The sequence below is a fragment of the Pedobacter sp. SG908 genome (genome assembly GCF_011759615.1).
Taxonomy (GTDB): domain Bacteria; phylum Bacteroidota; class Bacteroidia; order Sphingobacteriales; family Sphingobacteriaceae; genus Pedobacter; species Pedobacter riviphilus.
In genome coordinates, this window is the sequence record NZ_JAAOYY010000001.1 from 643,891 (window position 1) to 667,447 (window position 23,557).

Below are 23,557 nucleotides of genomic sequence, written 5' to 3' on the forward strand. Positions count from 1 at the left end.
TATTTTTTGATCATAAAAAAACTTTTTTGCATTATTCCAGCTTCCTTCATTTCCCATCTTCCATCCCTTTAATTAACTTTGGCACATGGCGAAAACGCGGACAACCAGAGCTAAAAGCAAAGCAAAACATCCCCTTCTGAAAAAGATTACCAATATTGCCACAAAGGTATTTTTATATTTTTTGCTGGTTTCTGTATTTTGGGTAATTACATTGCGTTTTATTAATCCACCGATAACACTTTTAATGGTTTTAAGGAATATTGAGCGTAAAGCCGACGGGAAACCTTTTAAAACAGAGAAAAAGTGGATGAAATTTGAAGATATCTCTGACAACATGAAAAGGGCCGCAGTATCTGCCGAAGATCAACTCTTTTTAACACATATCGGTTTTGATATGAAAGCCATTGAAAAGGCTTTTGCCAGTAATGCTAAAGGAAAAAAGGTAAAAGGTGGGAGTACCATTTCGCAACAAACTGCTAAAAATGTTTTCCTGTGGCCTGGCCGCTCGTGGATTAGAAAGGGTTTTGAAGCTTATTTTACTTTACTGATTGAGCTGTTTTGGAACAAAGAAAGAATATTGGAAGTTTACCTTAACGTAATCGAAATGGGCGACGGAATTTATGGTGCTGAGGCTGCCGCACAGGAGTATTATGGTAAATCCTGTACAAAACTGACGAAGAAAGAAGCCGCTTTAATTGCCTCTTGCTTCCCAAATCCATTGCGCTGGACACCCAAAAATGCCACCCCATACATCAGACATCGCCAATACCTGATTTTAAGGAATATGAATAGGTTAGGGCCACTTGATTTTTAGTCCGCAGTCCATAATTTTGAGTCCAACAATTGACTAAGGACTTGAGACTCTCTGACTAAACTAATCGTGATCTTTATTCCACCTGATTTTTATTCCGCCCTTTTCGTCATCAATAGCTTTTAAGTGCAATACGATGCCACGCATACGGGCTTCTCTTTTTTCTGATCTGGTTAGGTTTTCATCTCCCTTTGGATTTCTCAATGGAATGTCCATCTCTACATTTGTGCCATTTCCTAAAGCATAAGTGCCTTTTACATTAAAGTTTAAAGCGCTGGAGTTTATCTGCATCGGACTGATTTCTACCTTATCACCACGGATATTAAGGGTTCCATCAAGGTTCTTGATTTCTACGTTTGATAGGTTCCTGTTGGCAAAAGCAAATTTCCCTACCTTAACCATGGGGTCGAAATTAACCAGTGCAGCATTGTTCAGGTTGAAGACCACTTTACCATTTATTGATCGGGGAAGAATTTTTCCGGTGTGCGATATCTTGCCTGAAATATTAACCAGTGATGATAAATAACCCTTTAAATTCTTGTTGGTGATGGTATTCTGTCCGAAGTTATCAAACGAATAAAAGAAATCTTTCACGCTTACATGGCTAATCTTAGAATTGATCTTAAAACTATTTGAAGCAGCTTCCTGCATAATATTTCCATTTAGCGATAACTGGCCACCTGCATGCGCCACGCTTATTTTGTTGAAGAATATTCCCCCGCCCCGCAAAGAAATATCGGCATCAAGGTTTTTGGCCAGAAAATTATCGTAAATGGCTTTATTAACTGTTAAACGGATATTCATTTTCGAAACTTCCAGTACATTGCTCAGCTCTTTCGAAACCACTTGTTTATTTCCGCCTGATTTTTTCTTTGCTGTTCTTGGTCCTAAGAAGGGTAAAAACTCTTTTAGGTAGAGCTGAGGACTCGACATTTTTAAGTTCACCAATATTTTTTCTGGAGCAGTATAATACAGGTTTGCAAAATTGGCGATACTACAACTTACATTAAGCTCGCTTTTACCCAATTGAAAATGTCCGTTCTGTATCGATAAATCATTCTGGTTAAAATTGATGTTTAAGGCACTTTTTACCAGGTGAAGCTTCCTCGGGATGTAAAGGATATCGGCATCAGCAATCTGTATTTTTCCAGAGACAACCGGTTTGGTAAACCTGAAGTTATCAATATCAGCCTTGCAATATAACCTTAAGTTGGCTGTACCGTCTTTAAATTCAAAATCGTTTGTACCTAATGAATTGTTTAAATTGGATAGGGGGAATTGCGAGGTTACCAATCCGGTGGCAATTGGACGAGATAAATTATTTACCGTAAAAGTGTCGATCTTAAGAGGCGCATTAAAATATTTTGCTGTAAGCCTGTGGAACCTGATCGATGAGTTTTCATCACCAATAATACCACCAACAGTATCCCGATTGGTAAAGGAACCGTCAAAATTACAAGCCGTTAATTTACCTGCCGGAATAGAAACTACATTATCTCGAACGGTTATGCCCACTTTAATTAACGGATCTCCATATTTTCCTGATCCATCGTCAACGATATTTCCCCGGATATTGATCGGTTTTTCGATGCCAAACTTTAAGAGTTTGGAAGAGATATTTGGCGATAGGAGTAAAGCAACGTCTCTAAATAAAATATCATCCACAGCAATGTTAATGGCAAAAGCAGATTTATCCAGTTCTATTTTAGCACCGATTTTAAAAGGATGGCCGCCGATGTTTAATATTTCGGGATTTAGTATTACTGCGTCGAGATCCCGGCTATAATGTGCGTTTAAGGTGCCTTCTAAGGTTTTGTCTTTCAAAAAACTACCTTTACGCGTGTTAAAGGCGAAACTGTTTACTTTAGTCATTAACTTGATTTTACCTGTCCAGCCGCTATCAGGGTATTGCATTCTGCCCTGGACTTGATCGATATCGAAGTTGAATAATTTGAATCTTTTTTTGTTATCCAATACCAGACTCACCTTGTTAAAATCAATTTTTTTAATTTCTAGCGCGGAGGATTTAGGGGATGATTTTTTTTCTGCTTTCGGTTTTCTCTTAAAAATACTGGTGTTGCTATAGCCCGTAGAATCGGTGTAGATATAGATAGATGCATTGTTAATGGCAATCTGTTTAATGTTGATATTGCCTACAATAAGCGAAAGTACATTTAAAGATACGTCTATATCCTGTGCCTTTAAAAGGTCGTGTTTATGTTGGTTCCACAGGCTATCTCTGAGTAAAACACCATTTAAGGATACTGAAACGCCCGGAAAACTTTTAAGCAGCGTTGGCTCCATGCTTGTAGCGGTAATTTTTCCGTTTAAATTTTTATTGAGCTGTGACAGGATAGAAGCAAGTACTTCTTTTTTATTTTTGCTGATGTAAAATGCGCCTGCTAGCCAGGTTAGGATAATCAGCACAACAATAACCGATATAATTTTTAAAGAGATTTTGAGCCAGCGCTTCATAGACATTATTTGATTTATCCAATATAATGTTTTTTGCTTGCTAATTGTTTGGCTGATAGTAAAAAAATAGCTGTAATAGCGCTACAGGTTTTGCGAATCAGTTAGCCTAAAAGTGATTGCAGGCTGGGGTGGTACTGTGAGGTGAGAAAATGTGTAATCGTGAAATCGGCCAAACGATGCTTGTAAAAGGGATCTTCCATCAGGATTTTTTTTAATTCAGCCTCATCTTTAGCTAGGGCCAAAATAATCCCACCGGTTCGGGGTACCTTTCTGCCCGAAGCCACAAAGATATGCTGGTCGTAGTATTTTCTTAAAAATTGAACATGCGCCTCCATATGTTCATCCAGTTCTTCTAGTGGAACAATATATTTAAGATCTACAATAAACACTGGTCTACAATAAATGTGCAAAAACAGTAGAATGCCAGCTGTTTTGAAAAGGAACTTCCCATTTAGATTCGAGCTCGGCCAGGTTTTGAACCATGTTGTTAAATACAATGGTTTCTGGTGTAACCTGTTTAATGTTGACAAGAGTTTCAAAATCTTCTTTGCTGTTTACCACAACCTCTCCATTTACCTTATAGGCAATATTGAAGCGGTTAAAAAGATCTACATGGTATTCCTGCTCAATTTCTTTGATCAATCGTACAGAGCTATCGATAGAGCAACCGGTAACACCCGCCTGACTTTCATCAACCGTTAGGATAATAAAAAAGCCATAGCGAATTTCTGCTTTTGCAAGCAATTCGTTTCCATGTGCTTTCCATTGGTTAGTAAAAGCTGCTAATTTGTTTAAGATCTCGGTTTCTTCAATAGAAGTAAACTTTCGATCGCTTTGGTATATCCAAACTCTTGATTGTGGAGAAAAACTCATATACAAATTTATGATTTTAATTAAATTGGTGTGTTTAAAACGCTAACCTGATGAAAAAGTTTACACTCTGCTTGAAAATATCGCTTCTTTCGGCTTTTTGTATGTTTTTATGTGCTTTTTCCGACCCTGAAACCATCACGCAATCGATTAATTTCCTTCAAAAAACATTTACCGATCATTACGATAACAGTCAGGAAAGCGACCAAGTAAAGCGTTATGAGCTAAATGTTACCAACAATGGCTTTTGCCGTTACAAGCGTTACTTTAATAACGGTAAAACGGAGTATTTCGCATTTAGGCTCTCGAAATTTAAAGATATGGATTATTATGGTACAACTACTTCGGGCAAATTGTATATCCATACCAAAGGAGACGATGTAATTGTGCAGACCTATAAAGATAGGGGAGGCGATGTAGATTCGATGGCTACACAGCTGGTTATTCCGTTAAAAAACATAGAGGCTGAAGATTTAAATCTTATCCGTGATAACCTGAATAAAATTAATGCAGAGGTTTCAATTTCCCAAAAGCCATAGGTGAATAATTAACCTGCTGCAATTGCTTTCCTAAAATGAGAAACTAAAAATCATAATGTTGGTCATGCCATATAAAGTAAAATAGTAAGATTTTTGGTTGTTTTTGGAGCGTTTATTATTCGCTTTTTTGAAAATTACTCCTGCTCTGCGCTTGATCACGATAAAATATCGGGGATGTCGCTCCAATCAGGGCTATAAACTTAGGGCTGTGGCAGGGAAAACTGGCCTAGTAGTGAGAAATTGTTAAAGTAAACTGGATAATGATCAAGAAATTTCTGAAAATAAGTTAAAAGACTTATATTCAGTCAACTTAAAACAATCTCATCTTGAAACGTAGAAACTTTATTTATTTAACTGGTGTAGGCGCTGCTGCAGCCATGCTTCCTTCCATTCCAGTTTTTGGGAAAGAAATTTCCCCCGAGCAGGCTTTAGAGTATATTGATCCTGCAGCAAAAAAAATCATGTCGGATGTGGCCTTAAATGCGGCACGATCAAAAGGCGCAACTTATACTGATGTTCGTGTGGGCAGATACCTGAACCAATACGTTGTTACACGCGAGGATAAAGTAGAGAATATTGTAAATACCGAATCATATGGGATTGGTATCAGGGTAATTTCGAATGGCAGTTGGGGTTTTGCGGCAACCGACAAATTGGATAAAGATAGCATTGCCAAAGCAGCTGAACTGGCGGTAACTATTGCCAAAGAAAATTCCCGTTTGCTAAGAGAACCTGTAAAACTAGCACCACAAAAAGGATATGGTGAGGTAAGCTGGAAAGCGCCGATTGAGAAAAATACTTTTGAGGTGCCGATAAAAGAAAAGGTAGATTTATTGCTGGCGGTGAATGATGCTGCCATGAAAGGTGGTGCTGATTACATCAACTCTGTATTATTTGCGGTAAATGAACAAAAATATTTTGCTTCAACTGATGGTTCTTATATCGACCAGGATATCCACCGTATCTGGCCTACTTTCTTTATCACTAAAATAAATAAGGAAACAGGTAAGTTCGAAACCAGAAATGCATTAAGTGCACCTACAGGCAAAGGCTACGAATATTTAAATGCAAGGCCACAGGATAAAATACAAACGCCTTCCGGTACGCTTTACAAAGGCAGGTACGATATGCTTGAAGATGCTACTCAGGCAGCCAAACAGGTAGGCGAAAAGATGAAGGCAAAATCGGTAGAGCCAGGCAAGTATGAGCTGGTATTAGATCCTTCACATTTATGGTTAACCATTCACGAGTCATGCGGTCATCCAACCGAACTCGACCGCGTATTGGGTTATGAGGCCAATTATGCAGGAACGAGTTTCCTAACCTTAGATAAATGGGAATCTAAAAAATTTAATTATGGTAGCAAGGAAGTTAATATTACTGCCGATAAAACAGAAGTTGGATCGTTAGGGGCTGTTGGTTACGATGATGAAGGTGTGAAATGCGGAAAATGGGATGTAATTAAAGATGGTATATTGGTAAATTACCAGGCCATCAGAGATCAGGCACATATATTAGGTTTAAATGCCTCGCAGGGATGTTGTTATGCCGATAACTGGAGCAGTGTTCAGTTTCAGCGTATGGCAAATATTTCTTTGCAACCAGGTAAGGCCAAATTGAGTATAGCAGATCAGATCAAAAATGTGGAAAAAGGCATTTACATTGTAGGCGATGGATCTTTTTCTATCGATCAGCAGCGTTATAATTTCCAGTTCGGAGGTCAGCTTTATTACGAAATTAAAGCGGGGAAAATTGTTGGTATGCTTAAAGATGTAGCTTATCAAGCCAATACTCAGGAATTCTGGAATTCGTGTGCGGCCATTTGTGATCAAAGCGATTACCGTTTAGGAGGTTCGTTCTTTGATGGTAAAGGCCAGCCTGGCCAGGTAAGTGCTGTATCTCACGGATCGGCAACTGCACGTTTTAATAAAGTTAATGTAATCAACACCGCTAGAAAAATCTGATAGAAATTATGCCAATCTTAACAAAAGCAGAAGCAAAGGCACTTTTAACTAAAGTACTTTCTTACTCTAAAGCCGAACAATGTGAAGTAAATTTAAATTGTTCAGATAGCGGCAACCTGAGGTATGCCAGAAACGCAGTTTCTACCAGTGGTGGAATTAGTGCCAACAGTTTGGTAGTCAGTTCTGCTTTCGGAAAAAAACTCGGTACAGCAACCATAAATGAGTTTGACGATGCTTCATTAGAAAAAGTAGTGCGCAGAGCAGAAGAACTTGCGCAACTTGCACCCGAAAACCCTGAATTTATGCCTTTTCTTGGCCCTCAGGAATACGGTGCAGATTCGCCCACCTTTTCTCCTGCTACAGCAGCCGTTACCCCAAAAGACAGGGCCGATGCCGTACAGGCCAGTTTAAAGGAGGCTTTGGATAACAAGCTGAATGCTGCCGGATTTTTATCGAACAGCGTGGGCTGCGCGGCAATGATGAATAGTAAAGGTTTATTTGCCTACAATACCTCAACCGATGTTGCTTTTAACATTACGGTAAGAACTGATGATGGTAAAGGCTCTGGTTATGCCACCAGAGGATATACTGATTTTAGCAAGCTCAATGCAAAAGCCGATACAGTTATAGCAGCCAAAAAAGCAATGTCGTCGGTAACGGCAAAGGCCATAGAGCCAGGAAAATATACCGTTATTTTAGAGCCAACTGCGGTAGCGGTGATGCTGGAAAACCTATTCTTCTCGATGGATGCCAGACAGGCCGATGAAGGACGGAGCTTTATGAGCAAACCGGGGGGGAAGACAAAATTGGGTGAGCAACTGGTGGATGCAAGAGTAAATATTTATTCAGACCCATGGAATCCTGAACTTCCAACTTCAACATGGTCTGGCGACGGGCGGCCACAGCAGAAAGTAAACTGGATAGAAAAAGGAGTAGTTAAAAATTTATACAGTTCGAGGTACTGGGCGCAGAAAACCGGAATTAAAGCGATACCCTACCCTGGCGGTGCCATTATGCAGGGCGGAACCAAAAGTCTGGAAGAATTGATCAAAGGAACAGAAAAGGGAATTTTAGTAACCCGTTTATGGTATATCCGTACGGTAGATCCACAAACTTTATTACTAACCGGGTTAACCAGGGATGGTACTTTTTATATCGAAAATGGAGAAATCAAGTTTCCGGTCAAAAATTTTCGTTTCAACGAAAGCCCGATTATTATGTTGAATAACCTGGATGAGATCGGAATAGCGGAAAGAACAGTAAGTGCCGAATCGGAAGCCAACTATCTTTTACCTCCATTAAGAATAAGGGATTTTACCTTTACCTCTTTATCTGATGCGGTGTAGAACATAAAATAAATAAAAATGGCCCGAGTATTTAATACTCAGGCCATTTTTTTTGATAAAAGAAGTTGTTACAGGCCGTTAGCCCTTGCTGTAATCTCAGCAATGTCCAATACCTTAACTTCCTGTTCTTTATCTTTTAGTTTAATACCGTCGCTTAGCATCGTCATACAGAAGGGGCAACCTGCAGCAATAACCTGCGGACTGGTTTGTAAGGCCTCATCAATACGTTCTACATTGATGTCTTTATTTCCCTTTTCTGGTTCTTTAAACATCTGAGCGCCACCGGCACCACAGCATAAGCCATTGCTTTTGCAACGCTTCATTTCTACTAACTGTGCATCAAGCACCTCTAGAGCTTTTCTAGGCGCTTCGTAAATTCCATTTCCCCGGCCCAAATAACATGGGTCGTGATAGGTGATTTTTTTGCCTTTAAAACTTTCGCCACCTTCGGCTTTTAGTTTGCCCTCGTTAATTAAATCCTGTATCAATTGCGTATGGTGGATCACCTCGTAAGTGCCGCCTAAACCCGGATATTCATTTTTAATAGTATTGAAGCAGTGTGGGCAACCTGTTACAATTTTTTTGATGTTGTAAGCATTTAATACCTCAATGTTGGTCATGGCCTGCATCTGGAAAAGAAATTCGTTACCAGCCCTTTTAGCGGGATCACCGGTGCAGCTTTCTTCTGTTCCTAAAACAGCGTATTTTATGCCTACATGATGTAAGATCTTGCAAATGTCGCGGGTAATTTTCTGCGCTCTTTCATCGTAACTTCCAGCACATCCAACCCAAAATAATATTTCCGGTTCTTCACCTGCGGCCATTAACTCGGCCATTGTAGGGACTTTAAATTCCATTTGTCTATTATCAAGTATCTATTATCAAGTATCGAGTATCAAGTATCGAGACCTGGTCATTATTATTTTAATTCAATGCCAACTGAAAACGGCTAATTGCTAGCTTTCTTGTGCCCAGTTAAAACGGTCGGCTGGCGAGTATTTCCACGGTGCCTGGTTATTCTCAATATTTCCCAGCATCGCATTAATACTTCCGGGTGCCTGCGATTCTTCCATCACTGCAAAGCGGCGGAGCTCCATAATAATCTGTAAGGGATCGATATTTACCGGGCAAGCTTCTACACAGGCGTTACAACTGGTGCAGGCCCAAATTTCTTCTCTGCTGATGTAATCATCCAATAAAGATTTTCCATCCTGATGTTCTGCACCATGTTTATCAATGTTTTGGCCAACTTCGGTAATCCGGTCGCGGGTATCCATCATAATTTTTCGTGGCGATAAAAGTTTGCCTGTAATGTTTGCCGGGCATACCGACGTACATCTTCCGCATTCGGTACAGGTATAAGCATTCATCAGGTTTACCCAGCTTAAATCGGTCACATCTTTTGCGCCAAATTTACCTGGTTCGGTTTCTGCCGAAACAAAAGAAGGATCGAGCATCGCTTTTACCTCATTGGTAACAGATGCCATATTGGTAAATTCACCTTTGGGTTCCAAATTAGAAAAGTAGGTGTTTGGAAAGGCGAAAAGAATATGAAAATGTTTCGAATAGGGCAGGTAATTTAAGAAAGCTAAAATGCCAATAATGTGGAACCACCAACAGCTACGTTCTACAATAACCAAGGCACTTTCTGATGAAGGCAGGATATTGATTAAATACTGACTTACCGGAAATGCACCTGCATTAACATAATGGGTGGCACCTAAAAGTTGTAATTTTGCATCGGCTGCATTCATTAACAAGAAAGCACTCATTAATAAAATCTCTGTGATGAGAATATAGTTGGCATCAGATTTTGGCCAGCTTTTCATTTCTACACCACTAAAGCGTTTAAGTTTTAGAATGTTCCTGCGGACAAGAAAAATGGCACAGGAAACCCAAACAGTAAAGGCCAGGATTTCGAAAGATCCTATGAGAAAGTTATATAAACCACCCAAACCATTAAAAATACGGTGCGTACCAAATAAACCATCTATCATGATCTCCAATACTTCGATATTGATAATGACGAAGCCGATGTAAACAAAAAAATGGAGAAAGGCAGGGATAGGGCGAACAACCATTTTAGATTGTCCGAAAGCCACGCGAAGCATGGTCATTAATCTTTTTTGCGGCTGATCTTGTCGATTTACCGGCTTGCCTAAACGGATATTGCGAATTATTTTACGCAGATTAACTGTAAACAGCGCAATTGCTGCAAGTGTAAGTACTAGAAAAAGGATCTGTGCTACCATGCAATATTAGATTGTTACGCTAAATTAGGATATTAATCTAAATAAATTACTATGCATGCATAAAAAAATAATAAAAATTGTTTGTTTGTACTCATTCTAAGCAACAATAAAAGCTTATTTTTAAGAAAGGCGAAAAATTAATTAATTGATAATCAGAGTGACAATGAAATAATCGAAAAAAAATTTTGCTTTTGAAAAAAGAACGCTACATTTGCAATCCCAAACGGATGGTGCCATAGCTCAGTCGGTAGAGCAAAGGACTGAAAATCCTTGTGTCCCTGGTTCGAATCCAGGTGGCACCACTTCCAAAAGCCTTACAGAAATGTAAGGCTTTTTTTGTTTTCAGATTTTCGCTATTATTTTATGGAAATGAATTGATCTGATTGGCTAAAATCGTTTGCGAGAGAGCAGAAGCCATTATTGGTTATTATATGGTTAATAAAATTAGCAGAATTTATATTTTTTTTTGACTGCATCTTGTTGACTGCCAGAAAAATGTATTCATTGGCCTAAACAGGGCCAGCTTTTTTTTAAAATAAATTCGAATCGTTTTTTGGATTTGGGAAAAAGAATACTACATTTGCAATCCCAAAAGGGGGTGCCATAGCTCAGTCGGTAGAGCAAAGGACTGAAAATCCTTGTGTCCCTGGTTCGAATCCAGGTGGCACCACTTAAAAAACAAAAGCCTTACAGAAATGTAAGGCTTTTTACGTTTTGCGGTAGCATTCATTTATGTTTCTACATGATATTCGTTTTGTTTTTCGGCTAGTTCTTTAACCTTATCTAAGGCTTTTGGCCAGGTTTTCTCAAAATACTCTTTCCAATCTTCGGTAATATCCATATCTATAATAAGCTCGGTTTTTCCATCTTTTTCTTCGAGGGTATAATTTTCTAATGATTCGCCCCAGTCCTTGCTAAGATTTTCCTTGCCATCTTTTATTTCGCCAAGGTGTTTGATAGACATGTACCGATTAGGGATATTATCTTGAATTACGGCTACCATTCCATCTCCGTTATCGCCCAGAAATAAGGCTTTGCTTCCTTTTTTCCAATCGGTTTCTACGCGTGATCCTTCTGCAAAGATGGCTGTCCATTTTGGATAACTTTCTACACCAAAAAGCACATCCCAAACTTTTGCGGTTGTAGCGTTAATTGTGGTTTTAAATTTAATCTTTTCCATGGTTCTTGGTTTTAAATCAGATAATCTAGTAATAACAAATTTGCGAATGATTTGATTGACTTAAGCGGTGCAAAGGCGACAATTTGTGGGGGTATAAGGGCTAACATCTAAAAACGATGGATTAGCATATCTTTTAAAATTTAATAAATATTTCAGCGAAAAGTAATTTAATCGGTAGATTTACGTAATCCATTAATACATATGCTAGAGCGCACAATATTTTGGATTAAATTTAGTTTGTTGTAGACAAAAGTTATTGCCGAACAACCTAAAACAACCTAACTATTGGCTAATACGTATATATAAAAGATAATGTTACTATAATCTCCATGAGAAATAAAAGATTCCTTTACCTGGTTGCACTAGGTTTTTTAAGCTTTGGGGCCACTACTGGCTGCAAAAAGAGCAGTGCTACGCCTGATGAGCCCGAAACTCCACCGGTTGTGACAACGCCCAGCGGAACGCGGGATGAATTGACTAAAGATTCTATTTTTTTATACGGCAAAGAACTTTATTATTGGAATACTTCACTGCCAACTTATGCAGCGTTTAACCCACGTGGATTTAGCTCGAATGAAGCTGAGCTATATGCCATGACTCAATATTCTTTAGATCCGGCGACAGGAAAACCATATGAATATGTAAGTACTTCCGGCGAACCTAAATATTCATTTTTCGACTATACGGCAGCTACAGCAGGTAAAACAGGAGCGCTTAAAGCGGATGTAAACGGCTCAGCCAATGATTACGGTTTTTCTGTTCAGTATAATTATAATAGTACTACAGATTTAAGAGTAAAATATGTTTATCCAAGCTCATCGGCTGCATTGCAGGGTTTAACACGTGGCTGCCGGATCACCAGTGTGAATGGAAGAACAGATCTGACCTATCCTGGTGCAATTAATTTTTTAAATAACGCTATTTTTGGTACAAATGCAACGGTTACTTTGGCTTTCAATGATATTGGTGGTAACCCGAAAACAGCAGTTGTATCTAGAAGTTTATATACCATTAATCCGATATTATTTACCAATGTTTATACGGTTGGTACAAAGAAAGTGGGTTACATTGTATTTAATAGTTTCACCAATAATGCCTCTTCAGCCATAAATGCGGTTTTTTCTAATTTTGCTACACAGGGCGTAAGCGAATTGGTTATTGATTTACGTTATAATGGTGGGGGTTATGTTTCAACAGCTACCGAGATGATCAATTTAGTAGCACCGGCAGGAGAAACGGGTAATACAATGTTTACTTCTTATTACAACAACTATCTACAATCAATCACTACTGCACAGCGCAGGGCCTCCGTTTTGGCGCACCAACCGTTGTTGGATGATGCTGGTAAATTACAAACCTTTACCTCAGGTGTAAATGGAAAGTATGCTACTTATGCAGATTTAAATTATTCGCCAACAGCTGCCGATAATATAGAGAAATTTGCAAAATCAGGTAGTTTAACATTAAACAGGGTTTATTTTATCGTAACAGGATCTACTGCATCTGCAAGCGAGTTAACCATTAACAGTTTAAAACCGGTAATGGATGTAAAGCTAATTGGTAGAACAACCTACGGTAAACCTGTAGGCTTCTTTCCGATCAGGATAGACAAGGTGGATATGTATATTCCGGAATTTGAAACCAAAAACAAAATTGGCGCTGGTGGCTATTATTCTGGCCTAACGGTTGATAAAGAATCGCCGGAGGATTTAAGTAAAGCATGGGGTGATGAAACAGAGACTTTACTGGCCTACGCATTATTGTATGCTAAGAATGGGAATTTTGTGACTACGGCCACTAAAACAGCTAGTTTAAATACATCGACCACAGCAGTGCCAAAACTATCAATAGCTGAATTGAGAGAGCTAGATGAAAAGTTGGATCCAAAAGGCTTTAAGGGAATGGTAATGACGCCTCACAAGAAATTTTAATTGAACTTTTTAACGAAAATGCCCGCTTAACCAAAAATATTAAGCGGGCATTTTATTTATAGCGGATTTACAATAATATTTTACTGCTGATATCTTTATTGATGGTAATGTAACCCGGATATTTAACAGGCGTATTGCCAAGCATAAAGGTTGGTTTTATTTTAATGGTTAATAAACCTAATTTTTCATCTCTTGATGATGAACCTTTCTGAGCGGCCTTGACAATATCGTTAAAAACATTGCCATTAGATACTAAACCGTAAATATTGCTCACCAATTGTACTGGAACAGTAACGGTTTGACCTTGCGAAATACTTACATTTTGATTAACGATGCCTTCTGCCAAATCGGTATTATTAACCAATATCTTATATTCGAATTGGTTTATGGCTGCTAAATTGCTCGACGGGTTGGTTATTTCTAAATTCAGATTGGCTCTTAAAGGGATGTCTTTTCTCAGTAAACCCAATGCAACCCCAGGCAGGCTGGTTAAGCTAAAACTTTGCTGGTCCATTAATTTTTTAACATCCGTACCGGCAATCGATACCTGTTGTACACCTGTAATTTTATAGGTGCAGTCTTCCAGGGCTTTTATCTGCTGTGCCTGCCTGTTTATTCCACAGCCAAAAAGGCCAACAGTTAAAAGGCATACTAATAATCTTTGTTTCATTTTATGTGTATTAAGTGATAGCATAAGTACCCAAAAATTTGGATATTTATGTACTGCAAACATAACGCCAAAATAATAAATCTATTTCAGAAGGGGCTGCTTAATTCGGGTTACCTATTTAACCGAGTGTTTATCTCAATAATTAACTCAATTAGTCGGTTAGCCGATTTAAACAATTGATCCAAGTTACTAACTTTACAAAAAACAAAAGATATGGCAATTACCATCCGCAAGATAACTGCGCAGGATAATACTGCAACAGCTGAAATGATCAGGACGATTTTAAGGGAATTTAAAATAGATAAGCCGGGTACGGTTTATACCGATCCTACAACTGATGAGTTATCTACACTTTTCGAACACCCCCAATCGGCTTACTGGCTGGCCGAAGAGGATGGGCTTATTGTTGGCGGCTGTGGTATATACCCGACCGAAGGCTTGCCGGATGGTTGTGTTGAGCTGGTTAAATTGTATACCTCGGCATCTTCGCGTGGGAAAGGCATTGGCAAAATGCTCATGGAGAAAAGTATAGAGTCGGCGCAGCACTTTGGTTATAATGAGATTTATCTGGAATCGTTTCCCGATCTTAAAAGGGCAATTGAGATGTACGAAAAGGCAGGGTTTAAAAAACTCGCTGCTCCATTGGGTAATTCTGGCCATTTTGCCTGTAACGTTTGGATGCTACTGGTTTTATAGATGGTTAACCGGTTAACTGTTGTAATTGAGAAATCCAGCTCAGTTAACCGATTTACATTTGACCTTTTATTCTTAATTTTTGCCTACCCTGTTTTCCTCGTCGCCTGTTCCGGTTTGTCTGCTGCGGGCAGTTTTAATTTTCATGTTCCCGAATTTATAGGTAAAACTTAAGTTTATCCTGCGGCTTTCCCATTCGTTCTGCCAATAGGTTTTAATGTTATTGTATTCCAGATTGGCCCTAAATTTACTCGTATTAAAGATATCGTTTACTTTTAAAGCTAGTGTTGCATTTTTGTGCCAGAATGACTTTTTAGCACCAATATTTAACTGGTAACTCCCTAAACTGCGGAATAAACCAGAAATTGAAGGAGAATCGTAATAACCATACATGGTTAAACTGTAGTTCTTAGGCAAAGTGATGGTATTATCCGACATAACAGACCAGTTCCACGAGAAGGCATTATAGCCATTTCCCTGTACTGCCGATGTGGTGCGGTTATAACCAACCGAAACTTCGGTACTGTTGTTCCACCATTTGGTTACATCAAAAGGGCTTCCTGTGGCCATATAAAAGTTTGTGGTACGGTTTAGGTTTTCTGGTCTGGAGATACTTTCTTTTGTGTTATTGTTCTGATAAACCACTTCCCATATCGATCCATTACTGACCGAATAACTTAAGGTTAGTACCCTGAAGTTTTTAATCGAGTAATTAAATTCAAAGCTGTTGGCGTAAGATGGCTGTAATAATGGGTTTCCCTGCAATGCCGTATATGGGTCGGTATAAAAGGTAAAGGGATTTAAACTGCTATATGATGGTCTGTTAATGCTTTTTCTGTATGCCGCTGTTACGAGGTTGTTTGAATCGAGTTTTAAGGAAATAAAAAGTGTTGGAAAAAGCTTCCAGTACTTTCGGTCAATCAACGTATTGGTGCCCGATGAGCTGCCGTCGCCTAATGTCTGTTCGGCTCGTAAACCTGCTTTGATCTGTATGTTTTTAAAACTTTGATCAAGAGAAAGATAACCGGCATTAATGTTTTCATTGTATAAAAAGGCATTGGTTCTGTGGGGATCGTTAACCCAGCCTTCTGTTTTTAAAGAGTCGAAACGTACATCGCTCTGCGATTTTACCCAGCTGCTTTTCCAGCCTGTTTCCATTTTTAACGTTTTCGAAAAATTTAAGCTATAATCGGCCTTGATGGAATAGATAGAAACATTGCCCATTCCTTTATTGCGTAGATCGATCGGATTGCCGATCAACTGATCACTAGCATTGAGGTAATTATTGGTAAAGGTTTCGTTCTTGCTATTATCGTACTGAACATAATCCGCATCAAAACCCAATTCTCCACCCAAAGTATCTGTTTTGAAACGGTAGTTTAGGTTAATGGCGTGGTTTTTTTCGGTATTGCTTTGTGGATTAAACATTGATGTCCCACCCATTTTTATACCAGCTGCATTATAATTTACCGAATTGCTGTTTACCTTGGTTTCTTCGGGAGCGGTAAAGCCCTTCACCATTAAACCCAATGTATGTTTCTCGTTAATAAAATAATCGGCACCGGTAGAGTAATTTAAGCTGTTGGTTACGGGGTGCCAGAAATTAAGCTGGTTATATTGTTCATTGCCAATGGATCTGTTTAAAGTTAGCCTGTTGTATGAGTTATAGTGTCCGGCATTTAAGCGTACATAGGTGCTTACCTTACCGATATTGTAATTCAGGTTGGTACCAGCATAAACTTTTTCATAACGGCCATAACCACCACCCAGATTCATGTTTCCATTAAAGCCCTGCATTTTATTTCTTTTGAGTTTAATGTTGATGATCCCTGCTGTGCCAGCAGCATCGAACGAGGATGGAGGGTTGGAAATCAGCTCGATTTTGCTTAATACCGATCCGGGTAAAGATTTTAAGTAAGTAGTTAATTCCATGCCCGTCATATAGCTCATCTTACCATCAATCATCACGTTGATTCCTTTTTTACCTTTCAGCACAATGTTATCGTCCTTATCCAGTTTTACTCCAGGCAACCGGCTGATTACTTCCAGTGCATTATCACCTGCGGTATTCATCTGTTCTACGTTTACAATCACGCGGTCTGCTTTTTGATCAATTACAGGCATTTTCGATACGATGTTTACATCTTTCAGATTTTGAGCGTGGTCTGCCAGTATAATTGATGGAACCTTAACAGCCATATCTTTTACTTCAAATGGTGCAGATTGATTTTTACCGTAACCCATCATTAAGGCTTTAATGAGGTATCTGCCAGATTTAACGTTGGCAAACTCATAAATTCCCTGTTGGTTGGTAACTTGTAAGGCAACTGAGGCCGAATCGGGTAAATGGATTAATGCTACTGAAGCATAATCGAGTGCTTTATTGCTTTTATCGGTAACAGTTCCCGATACCTTAATGTTTTGAGCAAAAGCGGTTTGAAAGCTAAAAATAAGCAACGTAAAAAGAGCAGATTTAAATAAAAGGTTCATCATCATGTTTGTTTTATATTGACGGTTCAAAGATGAAGAGGTTGCATTAGTCTAAAAATTAAATAATCCCAACCCTTTAAAATATTATCCCAATCCGTTTTCCGGCCATAAAAGGTGTTGATCCTTAAATTGTACAGGTTGGGATAATTATTTGCATGTTTGGAATAAGAAAATAGGCAGTTAAAAAAGCTTTGTATAGTTTTAGACCATGAAAACAATAAAAATCATTTCCATTCACATACTTTGCTGGTTACTTGTATTGGGTTATTTTTATGGCGGCTATTTAATTGATGGTACGACTTTTAGCAAAGCCGCTTTAAATATCTCTATGAATTTTATACAATTGATAGAGTTCTACATCTGTTACTTATGGGTATATCCAAGATTCTTGAAAAAGAATAAATTACCGCAGTTAATCGGCGGCATTTTGTTTACCATTGCGGTATTTATTGCACTTCGGTATTTAATAGAAGAAGTGCTTTATTTAAAATGGCTTGGTTTTCATAATTATGACGATGGTATAACTGCTTGGGCCTACATCTCAGATAACATTTATTGGAGCATTGGTTTTATTGTTACGCCTGCTGCGGTTTATGGTATTGAGCAGAGCTTTAAATCTGAACAGGTGAACAGGAAACTTAAGGAAGAAGTGGTGAAGGCTGAACTTTCATTTTTGAAATCGCAGATCAATCCGCACTTTCTGTACAATACCTTAAATTATGTGTATTCTTTAGCCATTCCTGTTTCCGATCAACTGGCCAATGCTGTTTTGCGTTTATCTGATCTGATGCGATATACACTAAACGATAGTCCGGATGGTAAAGTAAGGTTAGATAAGGAAGTCGAATATTTAGAGAGTTATGTGGCGCTTTTTAAAATGCGCTTTGAACCAAAATTTTATGTCGATTTTATTACCGAAGGTATCGCCGATCAAAAAATTGCATCTCTGATATTGATCCCTTTTGTGGAAAATGCTTTTAAACATGGTGTCGTAAATGATGAGGGCCAGCCTGTACGCATTAAACTTAAGGTGCAGAACAAGCGCTTAAGTTTCGAAGTGAGCAATAAGATCAGTCATGCACAAAAAGACCACTCAAGTGGTGTAGGCATGGTAAATATCCATCGCAGATTAGATTTGATTTATCCCGAAAAACATGAATTGTTGATTTCCAATAATGGCAATACCTATAAAAGTACTTTGATCTTAAATCTCTAATAGATAATTTGTACCATTGAAATATTTTATTACACTTAGCTTTAAACGCTAATCCCTAACTGTTACCTTATGATCCGTTGCCTTGCTGTTGATGATGAATCTTATGCCTCAGATATTATTGCTGCCTTTATCAATAAAACACCTTTTTTAGAGCTGGTTGGAACTACTACCAATGCTTTTGAAGCACTTAACCTGGTGCAGGAGGGTAAGGTAGATCTTGTTTTTTTAGATATACAAATGCCTGAATTAACTGGAATCCAGTTTTTGAAAATCTGTGGCGGTAAATGTAAGGTAATCCTAACCACGGCTTATCCCGAATACGCTTTAGAAGGTTTTGATCTTGATGTGGTAGATTATTTGCTTAAACCGATCTCCTACGAGCGTTTTTATAAAGCAGCTACGAAAGCACAGCAGATTTTACAGCCTGTGGCACCTGTTCAGCAAGAAATTGTTGTACAGCAGGCAGCACAGGGAAACGATTTTATTTTCATCAAAGGGGATACCAAAAACAAGTTTATTAAGGTTAATTATGAAGATATCTTGTACATAGAGGGATTGAAAAACTATGTTTCAGTTTATACCGCTACCCAAAGGATTGTTACTTACCAGGCGTTGCGCGAATTGGAGACTGAGCTGCTTCAGCCTCCATTTTACCGCATTCATAAATCGTATATTATCTCTCTCGAAAAAATTAAAATGATAGATGGAAATACCGTTTATATTAACGATCAGGCTATTCCAATAGGCGAAACTTATAAGGAAGAGTTTTTTAAAGTGGTGAGGGAGGGGAAGAAGAATGGTTAGTTTGGTTAATTGTTGAGGGTTTGATTGCTAAATTGTTGGTGTAATATTCTGTTAAGCGGATCGGCTAGTTTTTAACAATTCAACAATCAATTAACCAATTTAAACAGTTAACCGATTAACCTTACAGTGTTCATAAATTATCCAAATTATTTATTCCGTTTTTTATAAGTTTGCTGCGTAAAGATTAAATCAGACATCATCATGCAAGAAACGAATTCGCTAAACCAGGTTGCAGAATTTCACACTACCTTTAAACATCCTATTTTAGAAAATCCGGTTATTCCTTCAAAACAGCGAGCCAATTTGCGTATTTCGCTTTTAGCCGAAGAATTGAAAGAATTACAGGAAGCAGTAGAAAATGATGATCTGGTAGAAGTTGCTGATGCGCTTTGCGATTTGCAGTATGTTTTGGCCGGTGCCATCCACGAGTTCGGCTTAGGCGGAAAATTTAAAACTTTATTTGATGAAGTTCATCGCTCTAATATGAGCAAAGCCTGCAAAACCGTAGAAGAAGCAGAGCAAACCATTCAGTTTTACTTAGATAAAGACCAGACTGAATCTTATTACAAAGAAATCGACGGACTATTTTTGGTATTCAGAAAATCTGACGACAAGACTTTAAAATCGATCAACTACTCGCCAGCTGATTTAAAATCACATTTGGTTTAACCCATAAATAAGCTCGAATTGAAAAGGCTAAAACAAATTGTTAACGAGCTAAAATTAACACAGGCAGCGCCTGATGCAGCTTTAATGCGTGAGTTTATTTTTTACTCACCAAAAATGCCTTTACGCCTGCATCAGGAGCAGCTTATTGCTGCATCAAAACAGTTTAGCCTCCAGGTTTTTGATGCCTATTTTACCAATGCCAATGTAACCATTAATTGTTTTAGCTGGGGAAATGGAAAGCGAAAACTGTTACTTACACATGGCTGGGCCTCAAAAGCTTTAGATTTTTATGAGCTCATTATTGAACTCCAGAAAATAGAAGATCTCGAGATTATTGCTTTTGATGCACCCGGAAACGGAAGTTCCATCTCTGAATTTTCTAACCTGATGTTATATGTTGGTTCGGTAAAATCTATTACCTTAAATTATGCACAGCCTGATGTATTGATTGGGCACTCGCTTGGTGGCATGGCCAATGTAATTGCTTTGCAAGAGCTCGGTTTAGCTCCCGATCTGCTCATTAGTATTGCACCTTTAATCAGGCTGAAAGAAAACTTCGAGCAGAGTCTCGATTCGGTGAACATCGGCAAAAAGGACCAGGATATCTTTTTTAATAACTTTGCCAAAGAGTTTCCCGTTCCTGCGAGCCATTTTAACCTGACTGAATTGTATGAGTTGAGTCCTGGCTTAAATCATTTTCTGGCTTATGACCCAGCCGATCACATTTCGCCATACCCATTCCTTAAAGAATTTTTGGATAAATATCCTGCAATCAGTTCAAAATCTTTTGAAGACGTAGGCCATTATAAAATCCTCAGATCGGTTGATGTGATTGAAGATATTGTACAGAGAATCCAATCTTTACACTAAAATCAAGCTGTATATTCTGTTATTTTAAATGTACTTTTTGATATTATTTAGCATAACAGTCTAAATTGTAAGGTGCTTTAGTTAATTTAGGTTGTCGTTTTAAAACGCTAACCAAATTATGGATACTTTTCGCAAGTATATTCATGCAGATCAGTCAGATCAGAAGCAGCAACCAGATTGGGGTATAAATGTGCTTGATGTTGGCCATTCTATCCATCCTATAAATACGGTTTATCCTGATTCAAAACACCCCGAAGGTTATTTTTTCGAATGGGACAAGGGTAGGGTACTTGCTGAATATCAACTGGTTTATATCGCTTCGGGTACGGGTGTATTCGAAGCTGAAAAATTAGGTAGGGTTGATATCCAGCCTGGAACACTGTTTTTCCTTTACCCTAGAATTTGGCATCGCTTTAAGCCCGACGCAGATACCGGTTGGACAGAGTATTGGGTCGGTTTTGAGGGCAGTTATGCCAACCACCTGATGAAACAGGAGTGTTTTAATCCTGAGCGTCCGCTGATCCAGATGGGTTTTAATGCCGAATTTATCAACATCTTTATCCAGCTCATTGATACCATAAGATTTGGCGGCCCAGGCAGTAATCAGCTGGCAGCTTGTTTAACCATCCAGTTATTAGGCCTGGTTTACGCTTCCGCGTTACTTAAAGCACAATCCAACAGCAGAAAAACACAGCTGATCAATAACATCAAATACAGCATTCACGAAAACTTAAATACCAATATTTCGCCCGAAGAACTGGCCGCAAAACACAACGTCAGTTATGCCTGGTTTAGAAAAGCATTTAAAGAAATCACCGGAAAGTCCCCAGGTCAGTACCAATTGAACCTTAAAATCCAGAAGGCTGGCAAAATGTTAAAAGAAACAGATCTGAGCATCGCCGAAGTGGCTTTCCAGAACGGATTTGAATCTGAGTATTATTTTTCGAGAATTTTCAAGAGCAAAATGTTGCTGTCACCATCTAAATACAGAAACAATTCATAATCATCATGATTAATCACCCATTTAGAATAGGCCTGTTCGGCATAGGTTTAGATACATATTGGCCACAGTTTGACGGCTTAGAGCAGCGACTGACCGGCTATTTAGCACAGGTAGAGAATAAATTGAAAACCCATGGAGCAGAGGTTTTAAATGTAGGTTTGGTAGACAATGCTGAGAAAGCTTTTGATGCCGGGCACGATTTTAAAAAAGGCGACGTAGATGTGATTTTTTTATATGTAACCACCTATGCTCTGTCCTCAACAGTTCTTCCTGTGGTAAGAAGGGCAAAGGTTCCGGTAATTATTTTAAATCTTGCACCTAGCGAAGCCATTGATTATACTGGTTTTAATCAGTTAAACGATCGTACCAAAATGACCGGAGAGTGGCTGGCTTATTGTTCTGCCTGCCCGGTTCCGGAAATTGCGAATGTATTTAAACGTTCAGGAATTCAGTTTCAACAGATTACAGGCGTACTGAACGATGCAGAAACCTGGAAAGAAATTAGCGAATGGGTAGAGGCAGCTAAGGTTGCACATATTATGAATCACAATACACTCGGCTTGATGGGCAACTATTACAGTGGCATGTTGGATATCTATTCTGATATCACATTGCAATGCTCCGTTTTTGGCAGCCATATAGAAATTATTGAACCCGATGAACTTACAGCCTTGAGGGAAGAACTTTCTGAAGATGAGATTAAGGCAAAAATTGAAGAATTTAAATCGGTTTTTGAAATTGATTCCTCATGCGAGGCCTACGAATTAAACCGTGCAGCAAAAACTGCAGTGGCATTAGATAAATTGGTAGCGCGTTACCATTTAGGATCGATGGCTTATTATCATAAAGGGACAGGTAATGCCAATGGCGATACCATTAGTTCCATCATTCTGGGCAACTCGTTGCTTACCGCAAAAGGAATCCCTGTGGCAGGAGAATATGAAGTGAAAAATGCACAGGCCATGAAGATCATGGATAGTTTTGGTGCCGGAGGTTCATTTACAGAATATTATGCTATGGATTTTAAAGATGATATAGTATTGATGGGACATGATGGCCCCGGGCATTTGGCCATTGCCGAGGGGAAAATAAAAGTAAAGCCATTGCAGGTGTACCATGGTAAGGTGGGCAGTGGTTTATCTGTGGAAATGTCGGTGAAACATGGGGCAGTAACCTTGCTCTCGGTTGTCGAAAACAATGGAAAAATCTTTTTTCTGATTGCCGAAGGTGAATCTGTAGCCGGACCGATTCTCGAAATTGGAAATACCAATAGCAGATACAGATTTCCTATCGGCGCAAGAAAATTTGTAGAAGATTGGAATACTCATGGGCCAGCGCACCATTGTGCAGTAGGCATTGGGCATATCGGGGCAAAACTAATCAAACTGGCCAAATTGCTTGGCATCGAAGTGGTTCAGGTTTGTTAATGCGAAATGGGGATAATGACTTAGGTTTTTATATGATTTATAGCCCCTCTTGGTCTATCGTGTGGACATATATTTTTTAAGTATTTTTAGGCATTTTGCTAACCAACTTTAATAAAGCACGGATTTTAACCAAGGATGCTGTCAATCCCAGGAGCCGGGGAAATCAAAAAAACAGGTGCACAACAGTAAAAATGGCACTAACAAACCTGAAACGCAGTGGTTTTGTGTTCATAACCGATTATTTAATTTTAAAAAATATTGAACACAAAACGAAGTGTCACTGTTTTTTTTGATGCGTGTGAGATTGCGCAAAAGGCTCATTGCTGGATTGACAAAGCGCTTTGGGT

Annotated in this window: 20 protein-coding genes and 2 tRNA genes; 14 read left to right on the forward strand and 8 right to left on the reverse strand. The window is 38.7% G+C overall.

What is annotated here, in order from left to right:
• The first annotated feature begins 85 nt into the window (after positions 1–85).
• A complete protein-coding gene (mtgA, locus tag FHT21_RS02525) occupies positions 86–814 on the forward strand; it encodes a monofunctional biosynthetic peptidoglycan transglycosylase (protein WP_167293214.1) in 729 nt (242 codons plus the stop codon).
• Positions 815–874: 60 nt separating this feature from the next.
• Here the strand turns inward: mtgA and FHT21_RS02530 are convergent, their stop codons facing one another.
• The 3 genes from FHT21_RS02530 to FHT21_RS02540 form a co-directional block, all read right to left on the reverse strand.
• The gene (locus FHT21_RS02530; RefSeq protein ID WP_167293215.1) at positions 875–3,286 is read right to left on the reverse strand and encodes an AsmA-like C-terminal region-containing protein; all 2,412 of its coding nucleotides are present in this window, start codon (positions 3,284–3,286) and stop codon (positions 875–877) included.
• A 101-nt stretch (positions 3,287–3,387) separates the two neighbouring features.
• Positions 3,388–3,675 carry a YciI family protein gene (locus FHT21_RS02535; RefSeq protein ID WP_167293216.1) on the reverse strand — a complete coding sequence of 96 codons (288 nt, stop codon included), beginning with the start codon at positions 3,673–3,675 and terminating at the stop codon, positions 3,388–3,390.
• 4 nt (positions 3,676–3,679) lie between these two features.
• On the reverse strand, positions 3,680–4,159 hold the full coding sequence (locus tag FHT21_RS02540; RefSeq protein ID WP_167293217.1) for an ABC transporter ATPase: 480 nt from the start codon (positions 4,157–4,159) through the stop codon (positions 3,680–3,682).
• A gap of 50 nt (positions 4,160–4,209) precedes the next feature.
• On the opposite strand from FHT21_RS02540, the gene FHT21_RS02545 reads away from it, so the two are divergent.
• From FHT21_RS02545 to FHT21_RS02555, 3 genes are all read left to right on the forward strand, one after another.
• Positions 4,210–4,695, forward strand: a complete 486-nt coding sequence (locus FHT21_RS02545) for a hypothetical protein (RefSeq protein ID WP_167293218.1) — start codon at positions 4,210–4,212, stop codon at positions 4,693–4,695.
• Between the two features lie 326 nt (positions 4,696–5,021).
• Positions 5,022–6,659, forward strand: coding sequence for a TldD/PmbA family protein (locus FHT21_RS02550; RefSeq protein ID WP_167293219.1), 1,638 nt, complete (start codon positions 5,022–5,024; stop codon positions 6,657–6,659).
• An 8-nt stretch (positions 6,660–6,667) separates the two neighbouring features.
• Entirely contained in the window at positions 6,668–8,005 is a 1,338-nt protein-coding gene (locus FHT21_RS02555) for a TldD/PmbA family protein (protein ID WP_208398857.1), read from the forward strand.
• Positions 8,006–8,073: 68 nt separating this feature from the next.
• Here the strand turns inward: FHT21_RS02555 and FHT21_RS02560 are convergent, their stop codons facing one another.
• Both FHT21_RS02560 and FHT21_RS02565 read right to left on the reverse strand, forming a co-directional pair.
• Positions 8,074–8,862, reverse strand: a complete 789-nt coding sequence (locus tag FHT21_RS02560; protein WP_167293220.1) for a (Fe-S)-binding protein — start codon at positions 8,860–8,862, stop codon at positions 8,074–8,076.
• A gap of 99 nt (positions 8,863–8,961) precedes the next feature.
• Positions 8,962–10,257, reverse strand: a complete 1,296-nt coding sequence (locus tag FHT21_RS02565; RefSeq protein WP_167293221.1) for a (Fe-S)-binding protein — start codon at positions 10,255–10,257, stop codon at positions 8,962–8,964.
• Between the two features lie 229 nt (positions 10,258–10,486).
• Here FHT21_RS02565 and FHT21_RS02570 point away from each other — a divergent pair.
• A tRNA-Phe gene (locus tag FHT21_RS02570) sits at positions 10,487–10,559 on the forward strand.
• A 295-nt stretch (positions 10,560–10,854) separates the two neighbouring features.
• Positions 10,855–10,927: transfer RNA gene (locus tag FHT21_RS02575), tRNA-Phe, on the forward strand.
• A gap of 60 nt (positions 10,928–10,987) precedes the next feature.
• Here the strand turns inward: FHT21_RS02575 and FHT21_RS02580 are convergent.
• Positions 10,988–11,437, reverse strand: coding sequence for an SRPBCC domain-containing protein (locus FHT21_RS02580; RefSeq protein WP_167293222.1), 450 nt, complete (start codon positions 11,435–11,437; stop codon positions 10,988–10,990).
• Positions 11,438–11,766: 329 nt separating this feature from the next.
• Between FHT21_RS02580 and FHT21_RS02585 the strand changes: the two genes are divergently transcribed.
• Entirely contained in the window at positions 11,767–13,368 is a 1,602-nt protein-coding gene (locus FHT21_RS02585; protein WP_167293223.1) for a S41 family peptidase, read from the forward strand.
• A 67-nt stretch (positions 13,369–13,435) separates the two neighbouring features.
• Here FHT21_RS02585 and FHT21_RS02590 read toward each other — a convergent pair whose 3' ends face one another.
• Positions 13,436–14,038, reverse strand: a complete 603-nt coding sequence (locus FHT21_RS02590) for a hypothetical protein (protein WP_167293224.1) — start codon at positions 14,036–14,038, stop codon at positions 13,436–13,438.
• 213 nt (positions 14,039–14,251) lie between these two features.
• Between FHT21_RS02590 and FHT21_RS02595 the strand changes: the two genes are divergently transcribed.
• Positions 14,252–14,734, forward strand: coding sequence for a GNAT family N-acetyltransferase (locus FHT21_RS02595; protein ID WP_167293225.1), 483 nt, complete (start codon positions 14,252–14,254; stop codon positions 14,732–14,734).
• A 72-nt stretch (positions 14,735–14,806) separates the two neighbouring features.
• Here the strand turns inward: FHT21_RS02595 and FHT21_RS02600 are convergent, their stop codons facing one another.
• Positions 14,807–17,227: an outer membrane beta-barrel family protein gene (locus FHT21_RS02600; protein WP_167293226.1), complete on the reverse strand. Its 2,421-nt coding sequence runs from the start codon at positions 17,225–17,227 to the stop codon at positions 14,807–14,809.
• 202 nt (positions 17,228–17,429) lie between these two features.
• Between FHT21_RS02600 and FHT21_RS02605 the strand changes: the two genes are divergently transcribed.
• The 6 genes from FHT21_RS02605 to FHT21_RS02630 all read left to right on the forward strand — a co-directional run bounded on the left by FHT21_RS02605 (position 17,430) and on the right by FHT21_RS02630 (position 23,210).
• On the forward strand, positions 17,430–18,437 hold the full coding sequence (locus tag FHT21_RS02605; protein WP_167293227.1) for a sensor histidine kinase: 1,008 nt from the start codon (positions 17,430–17,432) through the stop codon (positions 18,435–18,437).
• A gap of 69 nt (positions 18,438–18,506) precedes the next feature.
• Positions 18,507–19,241 carry a LytTR family DNA-binding domain-containing protein gene (locus tag FHT21_RS02610; protein ID WP_167293228.1) on the forward strand — a complete coding sequence of 245 codons (735 nt, stop codon included), beginning with the start codon at positions 18,507–18,509 and terminating at the stop codon, positions 19,239–19,241.
• A 201-nt stretch (positions 19,242–19,442) separates the two neighbouring features.
• Positions 19,443–19,910 (forward strand): nucleoside triphosphate pyrophosphohydrolase family protein, encoded by a 468-nt coding sequence (locus FHT21_RS02615; RefSeq protein ID WP_167293229.1) that lies wholly within the window; start codon positions 19,443–19,445, stop codon positions 19,908–19,910.
• A gap of 18 nt (positions 19,911–19,928) precedes the next feature.
• A complete protein-coding gene (locus tag FHT21_RS02620; RefSeq protein ID WP_167293230.1) occupies positions 19,929–20,780 on the forward strand; it encodes an alpha/beta hydrolase in 852 nt (283 codons plus the stop codon).
• A gap of 118 nt (positions 20,781–20,898) precedes the next feature.
• Entirely contained in the window at positions 20,899–21,783 is an 885-nt protein-coding gene (locus FHT21_RS02625; protein ID WP_167293231.1) for an AraC family transcriptional regulator, read from the forward strand.
• A 5-nt stretch (positions 21,784–21,788) separates the two neighbouring features.
• A complete protein-coding gene (locus FHT21_RS02630; RefSeq protein ID WP_167293232.1) occupies positions 21,789–23,210 on the forward strand; it encodes an arabinose isomerase in 1,422 nt (473 codons plus the stop codon).
• Positions 23,211–23,557: the final 347 nt, after the last annotated feature.